Here is a 20,670-nt window from a genome sequence, read left to right on the forward strand (position 1 = left end):
ATGGCGGCTCCGCGCGAACTGCGCGTGGGGGTGTACTCCAACGAACCCAAGGTGTTTGTGAACGCGGAGGGCAAGCCCTCAGGCATCTTTGTGGACCTGCTGCAGCTGGTGGCCACCCGAGAGCAATGGACACTGCGCTATGTGCCCTGCGATTGGCAGGACTGTCTGGATGCGCTGGCAGCCGGGCAGATTGACCTGATGCCCGACGTCGCCCGCACCAGCGAGCGCGAGCGGCTGTTCGACTTTCACGCCTCGCCTGTGCTGCACAGCTGGTCGCAGGTCTACCGCGCGCGGGGCAGTTCCATCCAGTCGATGTTCGACCTGGCGGGCAAGCGTGTGGCGGTGCTCAAGGGCTCGGTGCAGCGCGCAACCTTCCAGAGCATGATGGACAGTTTTGGCATCGCGGTGCTGCTGATCGACGCGTCCACACTGACCGAGGCTTTCGAATTTGTACAGAACGGCGATGCGGATGCGGTGATTGCCAACCACCTGTTCGGCAACTTTCATGCGGCCCAGTATGGGCTGGCGGATTCGGGCATCGTGTTCCAGCCCGCCACCTTGTACTTTGCCACCGGCCTCGGACGCAACGCCGATGTGCTGGATGCCATTGATCGATCAGTGCAGGACTGGCGCAGCGGTGCCGACACGCAATACACCCAGGTTCTGCGCCGCTGGGGCGGGCAAGAGCAGGGCGCGCGCATTCCCCCCTGGGTGTGGTGGGGTGTGGCGGGGCTGGCGTTGTTCGGGCTGCTGGCCGCGCTCTCGGCCGTGGTGCTGCAGCGCAAGGTGCAGGAGCGCACACGCCACCTTCAGGTCAGCGAGCAGAAGCTGGCGGCCATCCTCGACAGCGTGGGTGCCTTCATCTACATCAAGGGGCGGGACTATCGCTACCAATATGCGAACCACCATATCCTGGAGCTGTTCGGGCGGCCCGCGAGCGAGGTGGTGGGGCAGGATGACACGGCTTTTTTTGACCAGGCCACTGCCGTACAGATCCAGGAGAACGACCGGCGCGTGCTGGAGCACGGCGAGCGGCTGGAGGTGGAAGAGGTCAATACCCACCTGGCCGATGGCGTGACCCGTGCCTACCTGTCGGTCAAGATTCCCCTTCGCCTGCCCGACGGCAGCATCCACGCGCTGTGCGGTATCTCCACCGACATCACCGAGCGCAGCCGGGCCGAGGAGTCGCTGCGGATCGCGGCGTCCGTGTTCGAGTCGTTCGAGGGCATGGTGGTTACGGGGCCGGACCAGCGCATCCTCAAGGCCAACCAGTCGTATGCACGCCTCACGGGGTATACGGTGGAGGAGCTCGTGGGCCAGACCCCCGCATTGCTGCAGTCTGGCCGCCACGATGCGCAGTTTTACGAAGGCCTGCACAGTGCGCTGCGCAGCACCGGTGCCTGGCAGGGCGAAGTGTGGAACCGGCGCAAGAACGGCGAGGTGTACCCCGCGTGGATCACGGTGACGGCTGTGCGTTCTGCACAAGGCGAGGTCACGCACTATGTGGGCACGCTGACCGACATCTCGCACCGCAAGGCGGCCGAGGAGGAGATCCGCCTGCTCGCGTTCTACGACCCGCTCACCGGCCTGCCCAACCGCCGCCTCATGAACGACCGCCTGCAGCACAGCCTGGCAACCTCGGCGCGCTCCGGTGCGGGCGGGGCGCTGCTGTTTGTGGACCTGGACAACTTCAAGGATCTGAACGATACGCAGGGCCACGAGTTCGGCGATCAGCTCTTGCGCCAGGTGGCGGCCCGCCTGGGCGGCTGCGTGCGCAGCGGCGACACCGTGGCGCGGCTGGGGGGCGACGAGTTTGTGCTGCTGATCGAGGGGCTGAGCCCACAGGCCCACGAAGCCGCCGCCCAGGCAGAAACCGTGGGGCGCGCGGTGCTGCTCGCATTGGCGCAAGGCTATCCGCTTGGGGGGCACACGTACCACAGCTCGTGCAGCATCGGCGTGGCGCTGTATGCCGATGCGCAGGGCTCAGTGGACGAACTGCTCAAGCGGGGCGATATGGCCATGTACCAGGCCAAGGGTGCCGGGCGCAACACGATGCGGTTCTTTGATCCGCGCACACAGGCCGCCGTCACGGCGCGCACGGCCCTGGAGTCCGGGATGCGCGAGGCTCTGCGCGACGGCCAGTTCCTGCTGCACTACCAGGCCCAGATCAGCCAAGCCCGCGGCATGGTGGGGGCCGAGGCGCTGGTGCGCTGGCAGCACCCGCAGCGGGGGCTGGTGTCGCCGGCCGAGTTCATTCCGGTGGCCGAGGCCTCGGGCCTCATCGTGCCGCTGGGGGCGTGGATATTGCGCACCGCCTGCCTGCAGCTGGTGGAGTGGGCCCAAGACCCCGCAACCGCGCATTGGACTCTGGCCGTGAACGTGAGTGCGCGCCAGTTCCGCCACCCGCACTTTGTGGACGAGGTGCTGGGGGTGCTTGAAGAGACGGGCGCCAATCCGCAGCGCTTGAAGCTGGAGCTGACCGAGACCCTGCTGCTTGACGACGTGGAGGACACGATCGAGCGCATGACCACGCTGCGGGCGCTGGGCCTGGGGTTTTCGCTCGACGACTTCGGCACCGGGTACTCGTCCCTGAGCTACCTCAAACGCCTGCCGCTGGACCAGCTCAAGATCGACCAGAGTTTTGTGCGCGACCTGCTCACCGACGCCAACGATGCCAGCATTGCCCGCACCATCGTTACGCTGGCCCAGAGCCTGGACCTGGGCGTGATTGCCGAAGGCGTGGAAACCTGCGAGCAGCGCGACATGCTGGCCAGCCTGGGCTGCCACATGTGGCAGGGCTACCTGTTTGGGCGGCCCGGACCTGCCAGCGCACTGCGGGAGGCGCCGGCAGGGGCGGTGGTGTAGGGCCGTCTGTTGTTGGAGGGTGCTTCTGTTTTGATAGCTGCTAGCGCTTGATAGGTAAGCGCTAGAAGCAAATTATGCTTGTAAAATTGACCGCTGCGAGGCCGGCAAGGGGTTCTGTCGCCATTTCCTTACATCCTGTGCACCCTGCGCGGTGTAGGGTGTGGCAGGCCTTGTTACAAACCAGGGCCAGCTTACCGCAGCCGCCCAACGGGTGGCGGCTCCGGGTGGCAAAAACAAGGAGTCCCCCATGAAAAACACCACCATGACCACGATGCACTCACTCCGTCTTCTCCTGTCTGGCGCGATGGCCGCGCTGCTGCTGGCAGCCGCTGGCGGCGCCCACGCGCAGGCCTATGTCAACGCCACCGTGGGCGGCGAACTGGCGCCCGGCGTGTACGGCCGCATCAACATCGGCAATGCGCCACCACCGCCGCTGATCTACGCCGAGCCGGTCATCATCCACCGCCCGGCAGTGGTGGTGCCACGGGCACCCATCTACCTGTATGTGCCGCCCGGCCATGCCAAGAACTGGGGCAAACACTGTGGCCGCTACAACGCCTGCAACCAACCGGTGTATTTTGTGCAGGAGCCACCACCACGCCGTGGCCCTCCACCCCGTGCCCACGGCCGCGATGACCGCCGCTGGGACGATGACCACCGCCACGGTGGCAAGCACGACCGTGACCATGACCGGGGGCGCGGCCATGGCAACGGCAAGGGCCACGGCAACCGCGATTGATGGCTAACGGCTAACGACTGAGGGGGAAGGCCGATCGCAGCACTGCGAGGTGCCAAGCAGGTGCAGGCCCTGCCCACCTTGCTTGCGCCACCGCAGAAGACCTGCGGCGCCAGCGGTTAAGCTCGGGCTTCTATGGCCCAAGTCACTTTTTCTCCTCCGTTCACGGCTCCCTCCGATGTGGCGAGCCAGCTTCGCAAGGCGGGCTACGCCGTTTTGTCGCCTGCCGATGTGGCCCGCTGGGTGGGCTGCGATCTTTCGTCGCTGATGGCCCTGAATGGCGACTGGGCGGCGTTGCCGCCCGATGATTTCCTGAAGGACGGTGGCCGCTACCGGCGCCGCCGCCATGCGTGTTTTGTGGTGCAGGGCGGGCAACTGCAGCAGGCACCACACCGGGCGCACTGGCAACCTGTGGAATACAACGCGCTGCATGGCGGCATGGAGCGCTGGTTTGCGCCCATGGAGGCTGCCACCGTGGCCCAGCCGGTGTGGCAGCAGCTGCTGGCTGCGCTGGCCGGGGTGTCCGATGCCGTGTTTGCTCCGTCCGAGGCGCCCGTGCCCTGGTTCATCGAGGCGCACCAGTTCCGCATCGACACCACCGACGGCATTGGCCGGCCCACGCCCGAGGGGGCGCACCGCGATGGCGTGGACCTGGTGGCCGTCTTCCTGGTGGGGCGCGAGGGCGTCAAGGGCGGCGAGACGCGCGTGTTCGAGGCCGCAGGCCCGAGCGGCCAGCGCTTTACGCTGACCGAGCCGTGGTCTTTGCTGCTGCTGGACGATGCCCGCATGATCCACGAGTCCACCCCCATTCAGCCGTTGGCCGAAGGCGGGTACCGCGACACCCTGGTGGTCACCTGCCGCCGAGGCAACTTTCAGGGGGCGGACGTGGTGGGGCAGACCCCGGCAGCCTGAACACAAGCGCCTGCAGCAGCGCATGTGTGCAGCCGATTTGATGCGAATCAAGATGCGGGGTATGGTGGCGGTTCACACTCTGGTTCAAGAAGTCGGGCCACAAGCTTGACTCACCCATCAACCCAAGGAGAAGCACCATGTTCAAGCACATTCTGGTTCCAGTCGATGGTTCCAACACCTCGATGCTGGCCGTGTCCAAGGCGGCCGGGCTGGCCAAGACCTTTGGCAGCGCCGTGACGGCGGTCTACGTGGTAGACCCCTATCCCTTCACGGGCGTGGGGGCCGATTTTGCGTATGGCCAGGCGCAGTACATCAATGCCGCTACCTCCGAAGCCAACGCGGCCCTGGAAGCCACGCGCAAAGCCATGGCCGAAGCCGGTGTGGCTGTGACCACCGTGGTGGGCGAGGGCCATGCCGTGCACGACGGCATCCTGCGCGCGCTGGAGAGCACAGGCGCCGATCTCATCGTGATGGGTTCCCACGGTCGGCGCGGCCTTGAAAAGCTGGTGCTGGGCAGCGTCACGCAGCGCGTGCTGGGTGTGGTGCATATCCCCGTGCTGGTGGTGCGCGACTGAGCGAGTTGCTCCATAAAAAAACGGCTCCTTACTGGGCCGTTTTTGATGGCAGTTCTCGACAACGCTGCGCATCCGCTTCCCACAGCTCGCGGAACAGGCGCGCCTCCCACCAGTGCACCCGTGGATCTGGCTCCGCCAGGCCACCGGGTGCGTCCCCCTTCAGGGGGAAGGCGCGAAGCGCCTCAGGGGGTCACTCAATCTTTGCGCCGGAGGCTTCCACGATGCCCTTCCACTTGGCGTAGTCGGTCTTGAGCAGGGTGCCAAACTGTGCGGGCGACATGGCTTCGGGCTCGGCGCCCTGGGCCTGGATGGCGGCCTTCATGTCGGGCGTGGCCAGCAGCTTGTTGATTTCAGCGTTCACGGTGGTCACCACGGCGGCGGGTGTACCGGCTGGGGCAAACACGCCGTACCAGGTGCTCACATCAAAGTCCTTGAAGCCCGACTCGGCCACGGTGGGCACTTCGGGCAGCGACGAGCTGCGCTTGGCCGACGTGACGGCCAGCGGACGCAGCTTGCCTGCCTTGATCTGGCCCATGGCAGAGGGCAGGGACGAGACCAGCAGGTCCACGTTGCCCGCCAGCGCATCCATCAACGCGGGGTTCGATCCTTTGTACGGGATGTGGCTCAGCTTGACGCCTGCGGCCTTCTCGAACAGGTCACCCGCCAGGTGGATGGACGTGCCGTTGCCGGGCGAGCCATAGGTGATGGTGCCGGGCGAGGCCTTGGCGGCGGCCACCACGTCGGCCAGGGTTTTGTACTTGGAGTTGACGCTGGTGGCGATGACCACGGGCGTGTAGGCCACGTGGGCGATGGCGGTCAGGTCCTTGGTGGGGTCCCAGGGCAGGTTTTTGTACAGCCAGGGGCCGATCACGAGGTTGTCCTTTTGGCCCATCACCAGGTCATAGCCCGTGGGCGCGGCCTTGACAGCTTCGCCAATGCCGATGGTGCCGCCCGCGCCGGCCTTGTTGTCGGCCACCACTGTCCACTTGGCGCTTTCGGTGAGCTTGGTGGCCACCAGGCGCGAGAGGATGTCGGTGCCGCCGCCGGGCGGGAAGGGCACGATCAGGCGGATGGGCTTGGTGGGGTAGGCCGTAGCCGGTGCGGGTGCCTGGGCGTGCGCGGTGGTGCCCACGGCAAAAGCGATCGCGGTGAAGGAAAGCAGGGTGCGAATCATGGTGTGGTTTGTCTCCGTAGGTTCATGGAATGTGCAGGCGGTGGCTGGGCGCACGCCACCTGGCTGATCTGGGTCAGCGGGCGCCAATGATCGCTGATGACTGGAGGCGCCCGCCTTGCCAATGGCGAGTGGCAGCATCGCGGGTGGCGATGGCAGTGTTCCCACCCGCAGGGAGGTCAGATGCGTTCAAAAATCGCTGCAATGCCCTGGCCGCCGCCGATGCACATCGTCACCAGCGCATAGCGGCCCTGGATGCGTTGCAGCTCGTGGATGGCCTTCACGGTGATGAGTGCGCCGGTCGCGCCAATGGGGTGGCCCAGCGAAATACCCGAGCCATTGGGGTTGACCTTGGCAGGGTCCAGGCCCAGGTCCTTGGTCACGGCGCAGGCCTGGGCGGCAAAGGCTTCGTTGGCTTCGATCACGTCCAGGTCGTTGACGGTGAGGCCCGCCTTTTTCAGCGCCAGCTGCGTGGCTGGCACGGGACCGATGCCCATGTACTTGGGGTCTACACCTGCGTGGGCGTAGGCCACCAGGCGTGCCAGGGGCTTGGCGCCACGGGCCTTGGCGGCACCGGCTTCCATCAGCACCACGGCGGCGGCAGCGTCGTTGATGCCCGAGGCGTTGCCGGCCGTCACCGTGCCGTTTTCCTTGATGAACACGGGCTTGAGCTTGGCCAGGTCGTCCATCGTGGCGCCGGGGCGGAAGTGTTCGTCGGTGGCGTACAACACGTCGCCCTTCTTGCTCTTGAGCGTGACGGGGACGATCTGGTCTTTGAACACCCCGTTTTGCGTGGCGCGTTCGGCGCGGTTGTGGCTTTCCACCGCCAGCTTGTCCTGGTCTTCACGCGTGATGCCCCATTTGGCGGCAATGTTCTCGGCCGTCACACCCATGTGGATGTTGTGGAAGGGGTCGTGCAGCGCGCCGATCATCATGTCCACCATCTTGGTGTCGCCCATGCGGGCGCCCCAGCGCATGTTCAGGCTGGCAAAGGGCACGCGGCTCATGTTTTCAGCGCCGGCGCCAATCGCCACGTCGGTGTCGCCCAGCAGGATGGACTGGCTGGCGTTGACGATGGCCTGCAGGCCTGAGCCGCACAGGCGGTTGACGTTGAAAGCAGGCGTGCCTTCGCCGCAGCCACCGTTGATGGCGGCCACGCGCGAGAGGTACATGTCCTTGGGCTCCGTGTTGACCACATGGCCAAACACCACGTGGCCCACGTCCTTGCCGTCCACATTGGCACGCGCGAGCGATTCGCGCACGACGAGTGCGCCGAGTTCGGTGGGCGGCACGTCCTTGAGGCTGCCACCAAAGGTGCCAATGGCGGTGCGCACTGCGCTGACGACGACGACTTCACGGGTCATGGGGAGGTCCTTTCAGATGAATTTGAGGCTAAATTGGCCACTAGCGCTTATCCAGAAAGCGCGAGCAGCTATAAAAACAGGAGTTTCGGGGCTTTAGGCATCTCTGACATCGGCCACCGGGTTGGTGCCAAAGTCTGCGCGCTCCAGCCAGGCGAGCACGCGGATAGCGGCGTCGGTGGGCGATGTGAGTTGGCCACCCGTCTTGAGGTTGGCGAAATTCTGGCGGTCCGGGAAGGCGGCCGGGTCGGCGCCGCGCAGCTGGACCTGCATGTCGGTGTCGATCACACCAGGCGCCAGCGAGCATACCTTGGCACCGTGGGGCTTGAGGGCCTCGTCCAGCGCCACGCAGCGCGTGAAGTGGTCCATGCCGGCCTTGGCCGCGCAGTAGGCGGCCTGCGAGGCCATGGCCCGGCGGCCCAGGCCCGAGGAGATGTTGAGCACCTTGCGGGGCACCGTCCAGCTGTCCGTTGCACCCAGGAAGGCGGCGGTCAGTTGCATGGGCGCCTCCAGCCCCACACGCAGGGCGGTGGCCAGGTCGTCCACATTGCTGTGTGACAGCGGTGCAATCTGCGGAATCATGCCCGCGTTGTTGATCAGCGTGGCGCTGGCAAATGCCTGCGGGCCTTGCGCCTGCAGCCAAGCCTGCAGCTTGTGGGCGGCCTGTTCGCCCTGCGACAGGTCTTGCTGCCACTGTTCAATGGTGACGCCTGCCGCTTTCGCTTCGATGGCCAGGTCGGCGTTGGTGCTGCGCGCGATGCAGACCAGGGTGTTGCCGCTCTTCAAAAGCTGCTGGGCCATGGCAAGGCCCATGCCGCGCGATGCGCCGGTGAGGATGGTGAGGTGGTTTTGGGGCATCCCGCCATGTTACTGCGCAGTACCCATGGCCGGGGGTAATTACTGGCCCGTGGGCGACTCCAGCGCCGCCAGCAGCAGTGCCAGCCGGGCGTCAAGTGCCGCGAGGTCGGCGGCCTTCAGTGGCGCCAGAATGCGGTGCTCGTTGGCCACATGGGCTTCCACGGCGCGGTCGATCAGTGCCAACCCCTCGGGTGTGAGCTGCACCAGCGAGCTGCGCGCGTCGTCGGGGTTGGGCCGGCGGGTGATCCAGCCCTGGGCTTCGAGCTTGCCCATGCGGTGCGTCATGGTTCCCGAGGTGACCATGAGCGTGGAAAACAGCGTGGTCGGTGCCAGGCAGTGGGGAGCGCCGCTGCGGCGCAGCGTGGCCAGCACGTCGAACTCCCAATAGCTCAGGCCGAATTCGGCAAAGGTCTCGTCGAGCCTGCGCTGCAACAGCGCGGCGCAGCGTTTGATGCGGCCGATGGGGCCCATGGGGCTCACGTCCAGGTCGGGGCGCTCACGGTGCCACTGGGCCAGGATGGCGTCCACGGCGTCGGGTTGGCGTTGAGTGGCCATGGTATTGGTGATGAAATTATCTTGAATTCAAGATTTTAGGGCACGGGCGTGGTAGGATTATTTATCTTGAATTGAAGATAGATTGCCATGCAAAACCACCGTACCTCTCCCTGGCTGGATGCGCTCACCACGGCCCTGGGCCCGGTGATCTGGGGCTCTACCTACATCGTCACCACCGAGCTGTTGCCGCCCGACCGGCCCTTCACTGCGGCGCTGCTGCGCACGCTGCCTGCAGGCCTGCTGCTGGTGTTGTGGTGCCGCCGTTGGCCGGCGTGGGGCGATTGGGTGGGGTGGCGGCGCCTGCTGGTGCTGTCGGCGCTGAACATCGGGGTCTTCCAGGCGCTGCTGTTTGTTGCGGCCTACCGGTTGCCGGGGGGCGTGGCGGCTGTGGTGGGCGCCATAGGTCCGCTGGTGGTGATGGGGCTGGTCTGGGCGCTGGACCATCGGCGTCCGCCCGGCCTGGCGTTGGCGGCGGGTGCCCTGGGCGTGCTGGGCATGGCGGCGCTGCTGCTGTCGCCGGGGGCGCGGTGGGACATGGTTGGCGTGGCTGCGGCGCTGGTGGGCACAGTGTGCATGGCAGCGGGCACGTTCTGGTCGCGGCGCTGGCGGTCGGACCTGCCGGTGCTGGCATTTACGGGCTGGCAGCTGCTGGCGGGCGGCATCATGCTGGCGCCCGTGGCCTGGGTGGTCGACCCGCCGCTGCCCGCGCTCTCGGCTGCGCAGGTAGGCGGTTATGTCTATCTGAGTCTGGCGGGTGCCCTGTTGGCCTACGCGCTGTGGTTTCGTGGCATTGCGCGGTTGCCGTCGGTGGCGGTGTCGTCGCTAGGGCTGCTGAGCCCGGTCACGGCCGTGCTGCTGGGCTGGGTGTTGCTGGGGCAGGCCATGACGGGGGTGGCGCTGGGGGGCATGCTGGTGGTGCTGGCCAGCATTTTGGCGGTGCAGTGGGCGATGTCGAGGCCGGTGCAAGGGTAGGTTCGTTGGTCGCGCCGGGAGGCGGTCTTGGTTGCTATATTTTGTATAGCTAACAATGAGAACCATCATGCGCCAGGGCCTCAAAAGGCCCTGAACCATCGCCTTGCCTTGCGGCGCCTCAGGCTGCGGCGATGGCGCGGGGCGCGCCGACGCGTGCAACCGGTGCCAGGGCTGGGTGGGCCGTGTGGGCCGATGGTGTGGGCGCCCGGCTGGCGGCAGGCAGCGGGGTGCTGCTGCCTGCTGCATCCAACTGGAACACCGAGACCAGCTGGACGAGATCCAGGGCCTGGCTCTTCATGCTGCTGGCGGCGGCGGCCATTTCTTCGACCAGGGCTGCGTTCTGTTGTGTGGCCTGGTCCATCTGCATCACGGCTTCACCCACCTGGCCCACGCCGTCGCTCTGCTCGGCGCTGGCGGCACTGATCTCGCTCATGATGTCCGTCACACGCCGGATCGACTGGACGACATCCGTCATCGTCTGCCCGGCCTTGTCGACCAGGGCCGTGCCCTGGTCCACACGGCTGACGCTGGCCGAGATGAGTTCCTTGATCTCCTTGGCAGCTTCGGCCGACCGGCCCGCCAGCCCCCGCACTTCGGTGGCCACCACGGCAAAGCCCCGGCCCTGCTCGCCCGCACGCGCGGCTTCCACGGCGGCGTTCAGTGCCAGGATGTTGGTCTGAAAGGCGATGCCATCGATCACGCTGATGATGTCGGCAATTTTCTTGGAGCTGTCGTTGATACCCTTCATGGTCTCCACCACCTGGGCCACCACTTCGCCACCCTGCACGGCCACGTCGTTGGCATTGCGGGCGAGCTTGTTGGCTTGCTGGGCGCTGTCGGAGTTCTGCTTAACGGTCGAGCCCAGCTCCTCCATGGAAGCAGCGGTTTGCTGCAGCGCGCTGGCCTGGCGTTCGGTGCGGGCCGAGAGGTCGTGGTTGCCCTGCGAGATTTCTGCACTGGCGGTGGAGACGCTTTCCGCGCTTTGCCGCACGTTGGCCACGATGTCGGCCAGCTTGGCACGCATGTGTGCCAGCTCGGTGAGCAACTGGCCCGGCTCGTCCTTGGCCCCCTGGGGAATGGGAGTGGCCAGGTCACCCGCCGCGATGGCCGTGGTGGCCTGGACGGCCTGCCGCACAGGGGCGGTGATGGAGCGGGTGGTCCACCAGGCCAGGAACAACCCCACCAGGATGGCCAGCACGGTGCTGCCGCTCACCCAGGCGGTGCTGGCCTCGGCCTTGCGCGTGGTGTCCTTCAGGGTGCTGGCCACGCCTTCGTCCAGCGTGTGGGTCAGCTCTTGCAGCACGGCCGCGTAACTTTGAAAGACGGGCGCCAGCACGGTATCGGCCTGCGCGGCCACGTCCTGTCCCGCCTCCTTGGCTTTGACGAGTTCGGTGCGCTTGACGCGGTAGGCATCGCGCGCGGCAATGGCCTGATCGTAAAGCTGCATTTCCTTGCCGGACAACAGGTAGCTGCGCACCTCCTGCATGCGCTTGCTTTGCACCTCGACCACGGCAGACATGTCTTTCTTGAGCTTGCCGGCGTACTGGGCGTCGTTGGCTTTGAGGAAGGCCTCGGTGCGCAACCAGTTCATCTGGATGTCGGTCTGCCACTGGTGCACGATTCCCTGGCGCTTGAGTTCCGAGGTGGCAATGTGCTCGTTGCTGTGCTGCAGGGCGGTCACGCTCATGACGCCGAGTACAGCGATGACCATGGTGATCAGTAGCAGCAGCCCGAATGCCACTCCAAGTCGAATGCCCAGTTTCAGGTCTTTGATGCGCATGGCGGTTCCTTGAGGGTGCAGTGGCGATGGTGTGTGAAGGGGGCTGGGGTCGGGTGCCTGTGGACCAGGTTGGTTTGCCGCGCTGGTCAGGACAAGGCCGCTGCCCCGGTTTCCAGGGAGTTGGTGCTTTGCAGGCGCTGGCGCACGCGCTCCAGGTAGTCGGCCCGCACGCGGCGGGCCGCATAGTCGCGCGGCGCACTGCGCAGCAACTGCTCCCAGGCCTCGCCGCGCCGCTTTTCTGACTGCTGGTGGCACTGCGCCAGCACCACGGGCGTGGGGGGCAGGGCCTGGGCCTCGGTCATGCATTCGTAGCCGTAGTAGTGCATGGTTTCCCACGCCAGGCTTTCGATGGTCTCGATCTCGTGGGGCTGCAGCTGGGTCTTGAACTTGTCCTTGTTGGCTGGCAGGGGGGCAAAGCAGTTGGACTCCCACAGGGCGGACATGCGGGACAGGTCTTGCGCCTCTTGCGATGCCGCGATGTCCAGCATCTGTGGCAGAAACTCGATGCCGATGAACTGGCAGATGCGCCGCAGCGTGTGTTCCTGGTCGCCCAGGAAGTCTTCGTAGCGGATGGTGAGCACGCGGTCCGGGTAGCGCAATGCCAGTGCGCGGCCTGTGGCGTGGGCCTTGACCCAGGCCAGGGCGTTGAGTGTGGTGTCGAAGTCGTGAATGATCGCCCGGTTCATCGAAGCCACCTGCGCCCGGGGGTCGCGGACCACGTTCAGAAAACGCATTTCCGGAAACAGGGCCATCAGGTCGTGCGCGTAGTGGACGCTGTCGAGCGACTTGTCCATGGCCACGCTGGCCCCGTGCTGCTCCGCGCTGCGCAGCAGCAGCTCCCACACAATGCGGTGCACGCTGCGGGGTTCGTTCTCCAGCGCGTTGAAGATCTCCTCGGCGTCGAAATGCACCCCCGGCCACTTCACCATGCTGGATTGCTGCAGTCCCACCACGTCCTTGACCATCTGCCGGTAAGCGCTGTCGTCGCGCAGGTCGCCATACAGCGGCACCAGGGGCATGAAGTCCACGATGTGCAGGGGGTAGGGGGAGTGGAACTGTGGGCTGGCGTTCAGGCGCAGGCGCAGCGCATGGCTGCCGCAGCGCCGCAGCGGAATCATCAACAGCGGAAGCGGGCGTGTGGTGCGGGTTGGCTGGTTCATGGTGTGTCTGACTCCAGGTGCGCGAAGAACTCGTTGATGAAGCGATCTATATCCTGGTCGGGCAGCCGGTCGATGCCGCCCGCGCCATGGCGACCGCCACCCGCCGGGTAGCGGCTGCAGAAAATGTCGGCACGGCTGGCGCTGGCGCTGCCGATGCGCAGGTTCACCAGAAAGTCGCCGTCCGAACGGGGCGTGAGCACGGCGACCGAACGCCCGTTGTTGCGTGCCACCAGCTGGTTGGCCAGGGTGCCGCACAGGCGCCGGGCCCATGCGCGGTCGGGCAGCACGTACACGGTGGCCCGGTCGTTGGCGGTGTAGGGGGCCAGGTCCTGCACGGCATGCTGGTCGCTGGCATGGCCTTCTTGCAGGCGGCGGAATTCGTAGGCCTTGGCCATGAAGTCGAGCGGGCTTTCAAAGCGATGGAGTGACCGGTACAGCTGCACGGGGCAAAAGTGCAGGTCTTCGCGGCTTTCGCCATAGGCGTTGTAGTTGAGCAGGTAGCCCAGCTGCGCCAGCGCACCGCGTGTGGCCGCCGTGCAGCCATACTCGCGCGCCATGCGGTCGGCCACGGCGTCCAGGTTGTCACCGTAGGCCGCCACGATGGCCCACTGGCGCAAAACGCCGCCCAGGTGGCGGTCTACCAGGATGCTGGTGCAGACGTCCAGGCCGGTGTCAATGTGGGCGGTGAGTTGCGGGTGGCGGAAAAGGGTTTTTGCGCTGTGGTGGTCGAAATAAGTCACGTTGCCGCCGCCATTGAGAACCCGGCACACACCCTGCGCGTTGCGGTCCCACGAGATGTCGAGCGCCGTCACCTGCAGTGGCCGCCCCGAGGGCAGCTGGTCGAACAGGGCAATGTCCCGTTTCACCCCGCTGATGAGAAAGCTGTCGCGGGGCTCTACCAGGCGCAGCTGGTGCAGGGCACACAGCCCGTCGGCATCACCGTTGAAGAGGTCATAGGCGTGCACCCCATGGGCCGTGGGGGCTGGCGCCGGGGCGGAGACTGGGGCGTGGTCGGTAGACATGGAAAGAAACGTGCAAAAAAGACAGCCCTAGCGGATGTACCCGCGCTGACGCAGGAGCGCGAGCACCTGCTCGCAGGCATCGGGCAGGCTCAGGTAGGCGGTGTCGATGCTGAAATCAGGCGATTCGGGTGCCTCGTAGGGGGCGGAAACCCCTGTGAACTGTGGGATGTGCCCCGCTCGCGCCAGGGTGTACAGGCCTTTGGGGTCGCGGCCCTCGCACACGTTGAGTGGGGTGCTCACATGCACCTCCAGAAAGCGGTGTTCTCCGATGAGCGCACGGGCCATGGCACGGTCGCTGCGCTGGGGGGAGATGAGTGCGGTGAACACCATCAGCCCGGCGTCGTTCATGAGGGCGGCGACTTCGGCCACGCGCCGAATGTTTTCCGAGCGCTCGGCGGCGCTGAAACCGAGGTCGCGGTTGAGCCGGTGCCGCAGGTTGTCGCCGTCCAGCACAAAACTCGCAAACCCGAGCCCATGCAGTTCTTCCTCCAGCGCATAGGCCAGGGTGGACTTGCCCGCGCCGCTCAGGCCGGTGAGCCAGAGGGTGACGGGGCGCTGCTGCAGCAGGTCCTCGCGCAGGGGACCGGTCACCCGTCCGGCATGCGGGATCACCACCCGCAGGCCGTGGGGCGTCAGGCCTGGAGAGGCAGCCGCAGCCGCAGGGGTCGGGCCCTGGGCCGGGTGCTGGAGCGAGGAAGGCTGCGGCATGGTCATGTCAGGCAAAGGCTGTGGGCGGCGAGCGTGTCAGCAGGCGGTTTCGTGTTGTCACTTGCACCGAATGGAGCAGGCAAAAAGCGGATGGCCCTGGACCACGGTGGGCGGGCCCAGGCGATGCGATTCAAAACCCGTGCGTCGCAGCAGGCGCTCCACCCCCAGTGGCGAGACAGTGACCATGCGCTGGGCCCCGTGTGCCATGGCGCACCGGCTGGCCGCCTGCAGCAGGCCGGTGGTGATGGGCGAGGAGAACTGGTCGAGCGCAGAGCCCGTGGGGCCTGAAAAATCCATGGATGCAAAGCGGGACAGCTCCCACACCTCCGGCGCGTCGGGGGCCGGGGCACCGTTGAGCAGTTGCGGAAACACCTCGGCCAGCAGGTAGGGGCGGGTGGTGGGCAGAAGCCGGGCGGTGCCGATGACCTCGCCGTCTTCGTTCTGGGCGATGACGTAGACGGTGTCGTCTCGGTCGAACTGGTCCAGCTCCAGGGCATCGCGGCAGTGCAGCTGCCAGCCCAGTTTTTCCACAAAAACGCGGTGCCGGTACCGGGCCATGCGGGTCATCAGTGGTGGACGCAGTTCCGCAGAGCAGCCAGAGGTGATGCGCATCGGAGATTCCCTCATGAGTTTTCCCCATTAGAAAATCACCCGAAAATATTTGTAACTACCAACTCTGGTAGGTGTTGCCTGACCCCGTCCCTCTCAAAATCAACTCGCCAAAGGGCTTCAATGCCGCCAGAATGTGGAAAAACGTAACGGCGGTTGATGGTGCGTAATTCGCATGCGGATGGTCAGTCTCTGTGGGGTGGTGCTCGGTGTTGGAGTCCTATGACAAGCTGGCAAGAAGATCTTTTGGGGGTGATGGACCGCGCGCAGTCTGAGCAAGAGGTTTTTTGCAAAATCGAGCTTGCTGCGCACGCCTTGGGGTTTGAGTACTGCGCCTATGGCCTGCGGGTACCCATGCCCCTGTCCAACCCAAAGACCATTTTCTTGAACAACTACCCGCCGGCCTGGCAGGAGCGGTATGTGCAGCAGGGCTATGTGCAGGTGGACCCCACGGTGCAGCATGGGTGCCGCAAGCAGACCCCGCTGGTCTGGTCAGACGACGTGTTTGCATCGACCCAGGATTTCTGGGAGGACGCGCGATCGTTTGGCCTGCGCTTTGGATGGGCGCAATCGTGCATTGATGGGGGCGGGGTGCGCGGCATGCTGACGCTGGCGCGTTCGTCCGATGCCCTGACACCCGACGAGATTGCCCACAGCGAGATGAAGATGCGCTGGCTGGCGCACATTGCGCACCTGATCCTGTCGCGCATCTTTACGACACGCCAGGCCGAAGAGATGCAGCCGCATCTGACGGCCAGAGAAATCGAGGTGCTCAAATGGACCGCCGACGGCAAGACCTCTGCCGACATCTCCTCGCTGCTGGATGTGTCGGAAAACACCGTGAACTTCCACGTCAAGAATGCCGTGACCAAACTGCAAACCACCAACAAGACAGCTGCCACCGTGCGTGCCGCCATGCTGGGGTTGCTGGGCTGATGCAGCGGCCCGGGGGCGCTGTAGGCCCTTGCGCACAGCCAGACCGCACCAAGCTGGGATGGGCCGCAACCTGGGCGGCCTGTGGGGAGCGGGCGTGAACGCCATTCAGGTGTCGCCGGATGGCCTGCTGCGCCTGTCGATTGACGAGTTGCTGTCCCTGCCCATCCACCATCTGATGTCGGCGGTAGACCTGGACCTGGTGGTGCCGCGCACCGCCGTGTGCGGCTGCGAAACCACCATCAGCGGCTATACCGAATGGGTGAGCGCGTCCTGCCCCGTGGTTTCCATTGGCTGGGACTGGCACATCAGTCTCTGGACAGCGCAACGGCCCTTTGCCTGGGCACGGCTGGGCCAGCCCCGCAGCAACGTGATGCTGGTGTATTCCACGGGCAACGACACCGGGTGGCACAAGAACCTGGAACTGCTGTCCACGGTGGTGGACGCTTTGCCCTGGCAGGAACAATTGAGCCATTCGGTGACGGCCCTGCTGCCCAGTCATTGAGCATGGCTTGCTATTAAAAATATAGCTATAAATGACACCCGTCAAGCGCTGGGTGGCAGATAACTTCAAAAATCAGCTGCCAGCTCCCACCGCATGGCCTGCCCCGTGGTGGGGTGGGCCAAGGCCAGTTCCCCGGCATGCAGCAGCAGGCGTGGCGCCTGGGCCTGGGTGGCGGCATTGGCGTACAGCGCGTCTCCCAGGATCGGGTGGCCCAGGGCGGCCAGATGCACGCGTAGTTGGTGCGTGCGGCCAGTGACGGGTTCGAGCTCGACCCGCGTGGTTCCTGCCGCCGTGTTGTGGTCCAGGGGGCGCCAGCGGGTGTGGCTGGGCTTGCCGTGCTCTGCATCAATCACGCGCAGGGGGCGTCGCTCCCAGTCGGCAGCGATGGGCAGATGGATGTCTGCCCAGGAGCCGGGCGGTTCTGCCACCAGGCCTTGCACGATTGCGACGTAGCGCTTGTGAATCTGCCGCTGTTCGAACGCCAGGCTCAGGCGCCGTTGTGCATCGGCATGCCGGGCCATGAGCACCAGGCCTGAGGTGGCCTGGTCCAGCCGGTGCACGATGAGTGCGCCGGGCCAGTGCTGCTGAGCGCGGGCACTCAGGCAGTCTTGCTTGTCGGGGCCGCGCCCTGGTACGCACAGCAGGCCTGAGGGCTTGCAGAGCACGAGCAGATCGGCATCCTCATGCAGTGCCACCGGGGCGGGTAGGCCAGCAGTGTCCGCAGCCAGCGCGCTGGTTTCAGCCTGCGGCATGGCTGTCGCCGCCCACCAGGCGCTGCACGGTGGCGCAAAGCTCTTCCACGTCGTTGGGCTTGTGGATCAATGCCTGTGCGCCTTCGGCCAGCGCAGCCTGTTCGATTTCGGCCGTGACGTAGCCCGAGGCCAGGGCCACGGGCAGGTCGGGGCGGATCAGGCGGGCTTCGCGCACCAGGTCCACTCCACAGAAGCCGGGCATGTTGTAGTCGGTAACCAGCAGGTCAAAGGCCTGCGGGGCAGCGCGCAGCGCGGCCGTGGCCTCGTGCGGGTCGGTGTAGCCGCTGACCTCATAGCCCCGGCGGCGCAGCAGGCGCTGCACCAGAAACACCAGGGCCTGGTCATCGTCCACGTACATCACGTGGTGCTTCTTGCGCGGTGCGCTGCCAAGGGTATCGGTGGCGTGAGGCGTCGAGGGTGCGGAGGATGCTGGTGCGGCCTGCACCGCTTGAGTGGGCTGCGCATCCAGGGTGCTTTGCGCCGCGCTGTGGGCGACCGGAAAGTACAACGTGAACCGGCTGCCCTGGCCGGGGGCACTGTGCACGTCCACGCCGCCTTCATGTGTGCGCATCACGCCGTGCACCACCGCCAGCCCGAGGCCCGTGCCCTGGCCCACGGGCTTGGTGGTGAAGAAGGGCTCGAAGATGCGTTCCAGCGTGGCAGCGTCCATGCCGGGGCCACTGTCGCGCACGGTCAGTGCGACATAGTCCACGGGGGCCAGGCCCAGCCGTTCGCTCAGGCGCTGGTCGGGCTGCACGGCAGCGGCCTCCACATGGATGCTGCCGCGCTCGGTGCCTTGGCTCTGGATGGCGTGGACCGCATTGGTGCACAGGTTGAGCAGGGCCTGCTCGACCTGCGTGGCATCGGCCAGCACGGGGGGCAGGCCTGCTTGCAACTGCATGTGCAGCTCGATGGCGGGGGGCAGGGTGACGCGCAGCAGGCGTTCGGTGTCGTGCACCACTTCGGCCAACGACACTGCGGAGCGCTGCGGTGGCTCGTTGCGGCTGAAGGTGAGGATCTGGCGCACCAGGTCGCGCGCGCGCCGACCGGCCTTGTCGATCTCCATCAGGCTTTCCAGCACGGGCGAACCTGCTGCACAGTCGGCCTTGGCCAGTTCGACATTGCCCAGGATCGCGCCCAGGATGTTGTTGAAGTCGTGAGCAATGCCGCCCGCCATGGTGCCCACGGCCTGCATCTTGTGCGACTCGCGCAACTGGGCTTCCAGCTCGCTGCGGTGCGCCTCGGCCTTCTTGCGGCCGGTCAGGTCGCGGGCGAACACGGTGGTGGTTTCGCCCTCGGCATGGCGCTCGAACGACACGCTCACCTCTACCGCCAGTTCCTTGCCGCTGGCGGTCAGCGCCGTCATCTCGCCCAGCAGGGCCTGGGTGGTGAGCTGGGCAAACGCCAGCGCCTGCGCCGCATCGGGTAAAAAGCGGTCCAGCGTACTGCCCAGCGCGTCGCTGGCGCTGCACTGGAACAGCGCTGCCGCCGTAGGGTTGAACACGGTGATGCGCTGGTGCTGGTCCACGCAGATGATGGCGTCCAGCGCGGAGTTGATGATGGCCTCCAGCCGCTTCTCACTGGCGCGGATCTGTTCGTTGCGCTGCTGCAGGGTAATGGCGCTGTGCTGCAGCGCCTGGCGCTCGGCCAGCAGTGGGCCTTGGTCGATCACTGCGCACAGAAACTGCGACAGGGGGGGACCACTGCTTTGCGGGGCCTCAATGTGCGCGATGTGCAGGTCGCCCGTGATGGGCGTATCTGCATTGATGGAAAAAACGACCTCCTTGACCTCGCTGCGCCCCAGGTCCTGCGCCAGCGCGAAGGCCTCGCGCACGCGCCCGGCGTCCTGCGGGCGCACAAAGGGCATCAGTGCCGTGAGCGGGCGGTCGCGTTCGGTGGGCTGGAACGAGCGGTGCGCCATCGAGTTGGCCTGCACCACCATGTCGTGTTCGTCCACCACCATGAGGGCCAGCGGCACGCTGGCAAACAGGGTCTCGAAGCGTTCGTAGGCGCTTTCCGCCACGGTCTGGCTGTAGCGCAGGACCTTGTTCTGGCTCTCCAGCTCTGCCTGGTAGGCGCGCAGCTCAGCCACCAGGCCCTCGGCTGCTGTGCTGGGGGGCGTGGCACGCGGGGTGGGAGGCCCGGGCGCGTGACCTGTGGGAGCGGGCTGCCGCCCTGCAGGGTCCAGAAACGACAGGTCGGGTTCACTCATGGGAGGGGCGCGGCCAGGGGTTTTGGCGCGAGGAAAGTGCGCGCGCTGCGCAATGCTGTGGGCCAGAAAGCATGGCCACGAGTGTACGCCCGCAAGCCTGCGGATCCTGCAGGCCCCGGGGGCTCGTACACGCAGAGACCGGGGTGAACGGCTTCAGCGCCTCTTTCAAGGGGCGATTGTTGATCAATTGCGAACAATCCTTTTCTCTCACGGGGCTTACCGAAGGAGATTCGGATCCCTACAGTTCCACCATCCCGCATTTTTTAGATCCAACCCGATCGCTACTGACTGTCAGGAATTTTTGCCATGAACCCCATCGACGACACCTCCCTTGCCCAACCCCTGCTGAACAAACTGCAATGGCGCTATGCCGCCAAGAAGATGAACCCCGCCAAGGCGGTTCCGCAGGACAAAGTGGAGCGCATTCTCGAAGCCGCGCGCCTGGCGCCCACCTCCAGTGGCCTGCAGCCCTTTGAAATCATCGTGGTGACCGATCCCGCTGTGCGCGCCAAGATCCAGCCCATCGCCTGGAACCAGGCCCAGATCACCGACGGCTCGCACCTGCTGGTGTTTGCTGCATGGGACAACTACACGGCCGACCGCATCAACATGATGTTCGACCTGACCAATGACCAGCGTGGCTTCAAGAACGAAGGCTGGGAAAACTACCGCCAGATGCTGCTGAACAGCTACCCCCAGCGCGATGCCGAGGTGAACTTCCAGCACGCAGCCCGCCAAGCCTACATTGGCATGAGTGCAGCACTGATCGCCGCTGCGTTTGAAGAGGTGGACTCCACCCCCATGGAAGGTTTTGACCCCAACGCGCTCGATGAGATCCTGGGCCTGCGGGCACGTGGCCTGCGCAGCGTAGCGATTTTGCCGCTGGGTTACCGCGCCGATGAAGGCGACTGGCTGGTGAACCTGAAGAAGGTGCGCCGCCCCCGCGAGCAGTTCGTGACTGAAGTCTGAGGATCTCCTCCTAAG

At 65.8% G+C, this 20,670-nt stretch carries 19 protein-coding genes; 8 read left to right on the forward strand and 11 right to left on the reverse strand.

What is annotated here, in order from left to right:
- The 4 genes from C8C94_RS04910 to C8C94_RS04925 all read left to right on the forward strand — a co-directional run bounded on the left by C8C94_RS04910 (window position 1) and on the right by C8C94_RS04925 (window position 5,088).
- Window positions 1-2,865: an EAL domain-containing protein gene (locus C8C94_RS04910; protein WP_233573398.1), complete on the forward strand. Its 2,865-nt coding sequence runs from the start codon at window positions 1-3 to the stop codon at window positions 2,863-2,865.
- Window positions 2,866-3,112: 247 nt separating this feature from the next.
- The gene (locus C8C94_RS04915; protein WP_228895041.1) at window positions 3,113-3,604 is read left to right on the forward strand and encodes a hypothetical protein; all 492 of its coding nucleotides are present in this window, start codon (window positions 3,113-3,115) and stop codon (window positions 3,602-3,604) included.
- Window positions 3,605-3,736: 132 nt separating this feature from the next.
- On the forward strand, window positions 3,737-4,513 hold the full coding sequence (locus tag C8C94_RS04920; RefSeq protein WP_121419931.1) for a 2OG-Fe dioxygenase family protein: 777 nt from the start codon (window positions 3,737-3,739) through the stop codon (window positions 4,511-4,513).
- Window positions 4,514-4,650: 137 nt separating this feature from the next.
- Window positions 4,651-5,088 carry a universal stress protein gene (locus C8C94_RS04925; RefSeq protein ID WP_055397444.1) on the forward strand — a complete coding sequence of 146 codons (438 nt, stop codon included), beginning with the start codon at window positions 4,651-4,653 and terminating at the stop codon, window positions 5,086-5,088.
- 190 nt (window positions 5,089-5,278) lie between these two features.
- Here the strand turns inward: C8C94_RS04925 and C8C94_RS04930 are convergent, their stop codons facing one another.
- The 4 genes from C8C94_RS04930 to C8C94_RS04945 form a co-directional block, all read right to left on the reverse strand.
- Window positions 5,279-6,262: a tripartite tricarboxylate transporter substrate binding protein gene (locus C8C94_RS04930; protein WP_121419932.1), complete on the reverse strand. Its 984-nt coding sequence runs from the start codon at window positions 6,260-6,262 to the stop codon at window positions 5,279-5,281.
- A 176-nt stretch (window positions 6,263-6,438) separates the two neighbouring features.
- Window positions 6,439-7,623 carry a beta-ketothiolase BktB gene (gene bktB / locus C8C94_RS04935; protein ID WP_121419933.1) on the reverse strand — a complete coding sequence of 395 codons (1,185 nt, stop codon included), beginning with the start codon at window positions 7,621-7,623 and terminating at the stop codon, window positions 6,439-6,441.
- Between the two features lie 93 nt (window positions 7,624-7,716).
- The gene (locus tag C8C94_RS04940; RefSeq protein WP_055397439.1) at window positions 7,717-8,478 is read right to left on the reverse strand and encodes an SDR family NAD(P)-dependent oxidoreductase; all 762 of its coding nucleotides are present in this window, start codon (window positions 8,476-8,478) and stop codon (window positions 7,717-7,719) included.
- 39 nt (window positions 8,479-8,517) lie between these two features.
- The gene (locus tag C8C94_RS04945) at window positions 8,518-9,033 is read right to left on the reverse strand and encodes a MarR family winged helix-turn-helix transcriptional regulator (RefSeq protein ID WP_121419934.1); all 516 of its coding nucleotides are present in this window, start codon (window positions 9,031-9,033) and stop codon (window positions 8,518-8,520) included.
- Window positions 9,034-9,120: 87 nt separating this feature from the next.
- On the opposite strand from C8C94_RS04945, the gene C8C94_RS04950 reads away from it, so the two are divergent.
- Complete coding sequence (locus C8C94_RS04950) at window positions 9,121-10,005, forward strand: EamA family transporter (RefSeq protein WP_121419935.1); 885 nt, start codon at window positions 9,121-9,123, stop codon at window positions 10,003-10,005.
- Between the two features lie 118 nt (window positions 10,006-10,123).
- Here C8C94_RS04950 and C8C94_RS04955 read toward each other — a convergent pair whose 3' ends face one another.
- The 5 genes from C8C94_RS04955 to C8C94_RS04975 all read right to left on the reverse strand — a co-directional run bounded on the left by C8C94_RS04955 (window position 10,124) and on the right by C8C94_RS04975 (window position 15,287).
- Window positions 10,124-11,785: a methyl-accepting chemotaxis protein gene (locus C8C94_RS04955; RefSeq protein WP_121419936.1), complete on the reverse strand. Its 1,662-nt coding sequence runs from the start codon at window positions 11,783-11,785 to the stop codon at window positions 10,124-10,126.
- An 86-nt stretch (window positions 11,786-11,871) separates the two neighbouring features.
- Window positions 11,872-12,945: a sulfotransferase gene (locus C8C94_RS04960; RefSeq protein ID WP_121419937.1), complete on the reverse strand. Its 1,074-nt coding sequence runs from the start codon at window positions 12,943-12,945 to the stop codon at window positions 11,872-11,874.
- The gene (locus C8C94_RS04965; RefSeq protein WP_233573399.1) at window positions 12,942-13,967 is read right to left on the reverse strand and encodes a hypothetical protein; all 1,026 of its coding nucleotides are present in this window, start codon (window positions 13,965-13,967) and stop codon (window positions 12,942-12,944) included. The genes C8C94_RS04960 and C8C94_RS04965 overlap by 4 nt, the downstream gene beginning before the upstream one ends.
- 27 nt (window positions 13,968-13,994) lie before the next feature.
- Window positions 13,995-14,675, reverse strand: a complete 681-nt coding sequence (gene cysC / locus C8C94_RS04970; protein WP_121422706.1) for an adenylyl-sulfate kinase — start codon at window positions 14,673-14,675, stop codon at window positions 13,995-13,997.
- A 57-nt stretch (window positions 14,676-14,732) separates the two neighbouring features.
- Window positions 14,733-15,287, reverse strand: coding sequence for an acyl-homoserine-lactone synthase (locus tag C8C94_RS04975; protein WP_055397429.1), 555 nt, complete (start codon window positions 15,285-15,287; stop codon window positions 14,733-14,735).
- 219 nt (window positions 15,288-15,506) lie between these two features.
- On the opposite strand from C8C94_RS04975, the gene C8C94_RS04980 reads away from it, so the two are divergent.
- Window positions 15,507-16,220 carry an autoinducer binding domain-containing protein gene (locus C8C94_RS04980; RefSeq protein WP_199731195.1) on the forward strand — a complete coding sequence of 238 codons (714 nt, stop codon included), beginning with the start codon at window positions 15,507-15,509 and terminating at the stop codon, window positions 16,218-16,220.
- 58 nt (window positions 16,221-16,278) lie between these two features.
- Window positions 16,279-16,722 (forward strand): DUF4902 domain-containing protein, encoded by a 444-nt coding sequence (locus C8C94_RS04985; protein ID WP_121419939.1) that lies wholly within the window; start codon window positions 16,279-16,281, stop codon window positions 16,720-16,722.
- A 65-nt stretch (window positions 16,723-16,787) separates the two neighbouring features.
- On the opposite strand, the gene C8C94_RS04990 is transcribed toward C8C94_RS04985, so the two are convergent.
- Both C8C94_RS04990 and C8C94_RS04995 read right to left on the reverse strand, forming a co-directional pair.
- Entirely contained in the window at window positions 16,788-17,474 is a 687-nt protein-coding gene (locus C8C94_RS04990) for an RluA family pseudouridine synthase (protein WP_199731197.1), read from the reverse strand.
- Window positions 17,461-19,686 (reverse strand): ATP-binding protein, encoded by a 2,226-nt coding sequence (locus tag C8C94_RS04995; protein WP_121419940.1) that lies wholly within the window; start codon window positions 19,684-19,686, stop codon window positions 17,461-17,463. Before C8C94_RS04995 ends, C8C94_RS04990 begins: the two co-directional genes overlap by 14 nt.
- 306 nt (window positions 19,687-19,992) lie before the next feature.
- Between C8C94_RS04995 and C8C94_RS05000 the strand changes: the two genes are divergently transcribed.
- Window positions 19,993-20,655, forward strand: coding sequence for an NAD(P)H-dependent oxidoreductase (locus tag C8C94_RS05000; RefSeq protein ID WP_121419941.1), 663 nt, complete (start codon window positions 19,993-19,995; stop codon window positions 20,653-20,655).
- The last annotated feature ends 15 nt before the right edge of the window (window positions 20,656-20,670 follow it).

Source organism: Acidovorax sp. 94 (genome assembly GCF_003634645.1).
In the GTDB taxonomy this organism is placed as follows: Bacteria; Pseudomonadota; Gammaproteobacteria; order Burkholderiales; family Burkholderiaceae_C; genus Acidovorax; species Acidovorax facilis.

Excerpts from the sequence above, each read along its gene's own strand:
- C8C94_RS04980 (WP_199731195.1), top strand. The coding sequence starts at position 15,507 with ATGACAAGCTGGCAAGAAGATCTTTTGGGGGTGATGGACCGCGCGCAG.
- cysC (WP_121422706.1), bottom strand. The coding sequence starts at position 14,675 with ATGCCGCAGCCTTCCTCGCTCCAGCACCCGGCCCAGGGCCCGACCCCT.
- C8C94_RS04925 (WP_055397444.1), top strand. The coding sequence starts at position 4,651 with ATGTTCAAGCACATTCTGGTTCCAGTCGATGGTTCCAACACCTCGATG.
- C8C94_RS04960 (WP_121419937.1), bottom strand. The coding sequence starts at position 12,945 with ATGAACCAGCCAACCCGCACCACACGCCCGCTTCCGCTGTTGATGATT.
- C8C94_RS04990 (WP_199731197.1), bottom strand. The coding sequence starts at position 17,474 with ATGCCGCAGGCTGAAACCAGCGCGCTGGCTGCGGACACTGCTGGCCTA.
- bktB (WP_121419933.1), bottom strand. The coding sequence starts at position 7,623 with ATGACCCGTGAAGTCGTCGTCGTCAGCGCAGTGCGCACCGCCATTGGC.
- C8C94_RS04930 (WP_121419932.1), bottom strand. The coding sequence starts at position 6,262 with ATGATTCGCACCCTGCTTTCCTTCACCGCGATCGCTTTTGCCGTGGGC.
- C8C94_RS04985 (WP_121419939.1), top strand. The coding sequence starts at position 16,279 with ATGGGCCGCAACCTGGGCGGCCTGTGGGGAGCGGGCGTGAACGCCATT.
- C8C94_RS04965 (WP_233573399.1), bottom strand. The coding sequence starts at position 13,967 with ATGTCTACCGACCACGCCCCAGTCTCCGCCCCGGCGCCAGCCCCCACG.
- C8C94_RS04910 (WP_233573398.1), top strand. The coding sequence starts at position 1 with ATGGCGGCTCCGCGCGAACTGCGCGTGGGGGTGTACTCCAACGAACCC.
- C8C94_RS04940 (WP_055397439.1), bottom strand. The coding sequence starts at position 8,478 with ATGCCCCAAAACCACCTCACCATCCTCACCGGCGCATCGCGCGGCATG.
- C8C94_RS04950 (WP_121419935.1), top strand. The coding sequence starts at position 9,121 with ATGCAAAACCACCGTACCTCTCCCTGGCTGGATGCGCTCACCACGGCC.
- C8C94_RS04915 (WP_228895041.1), top strand. The coding sequence starts at position 3,113 with ATGAAAAACACCACCATGACCACGATGCACTCACTCCGTCTTCTCCTG.
- C8C94_RS04995 (WP_121419940.1), bottom strand. The coding sequence starts at position 19,686 with ATGAGTGAACCCGACCTGTCGTTTCTGGACCCTGCAGGGCGGCAGCCC.
- C8C94_RS04920 (WP_121419931.1), top strand. The coding sequence starts at position 3,737 with ATGGCCCAAGTCACTTTTTCTCCTCCGTTCACGGCTCCCTCCGATGTG.
- C8C94_RS04975 (WP_055397429.1), bottom strand. The coding sequence starts at position 15,287 with ATGCGCATCACCTCTGGCTGCTCTGCGGAACTGCGTCCACCACTGATG.
- C8C94_RS04945 (WP_121419934.1), bottom strand. The coding sequence starts at position 9,033 with ATGGCCACTCAACGCCAACCCGACGCCGTGGACGCCATCCTGGCCCAG.
- C8C94_RS05000 (WP_121419941.1), top strand. The coding sequence starts at position 19,993 with ATGAACCCCATCGACGACACCTCCCTTGCCCAACCCCTGCTGAACAAA.
- C8C94_RS04955 (WP_121419936.1), bottom strand. The coding sequence starts at position 11,785 with ATGCGCATCAAAGACCTGAAACTGGGCATTCGACTTGGAGTGGCATTC.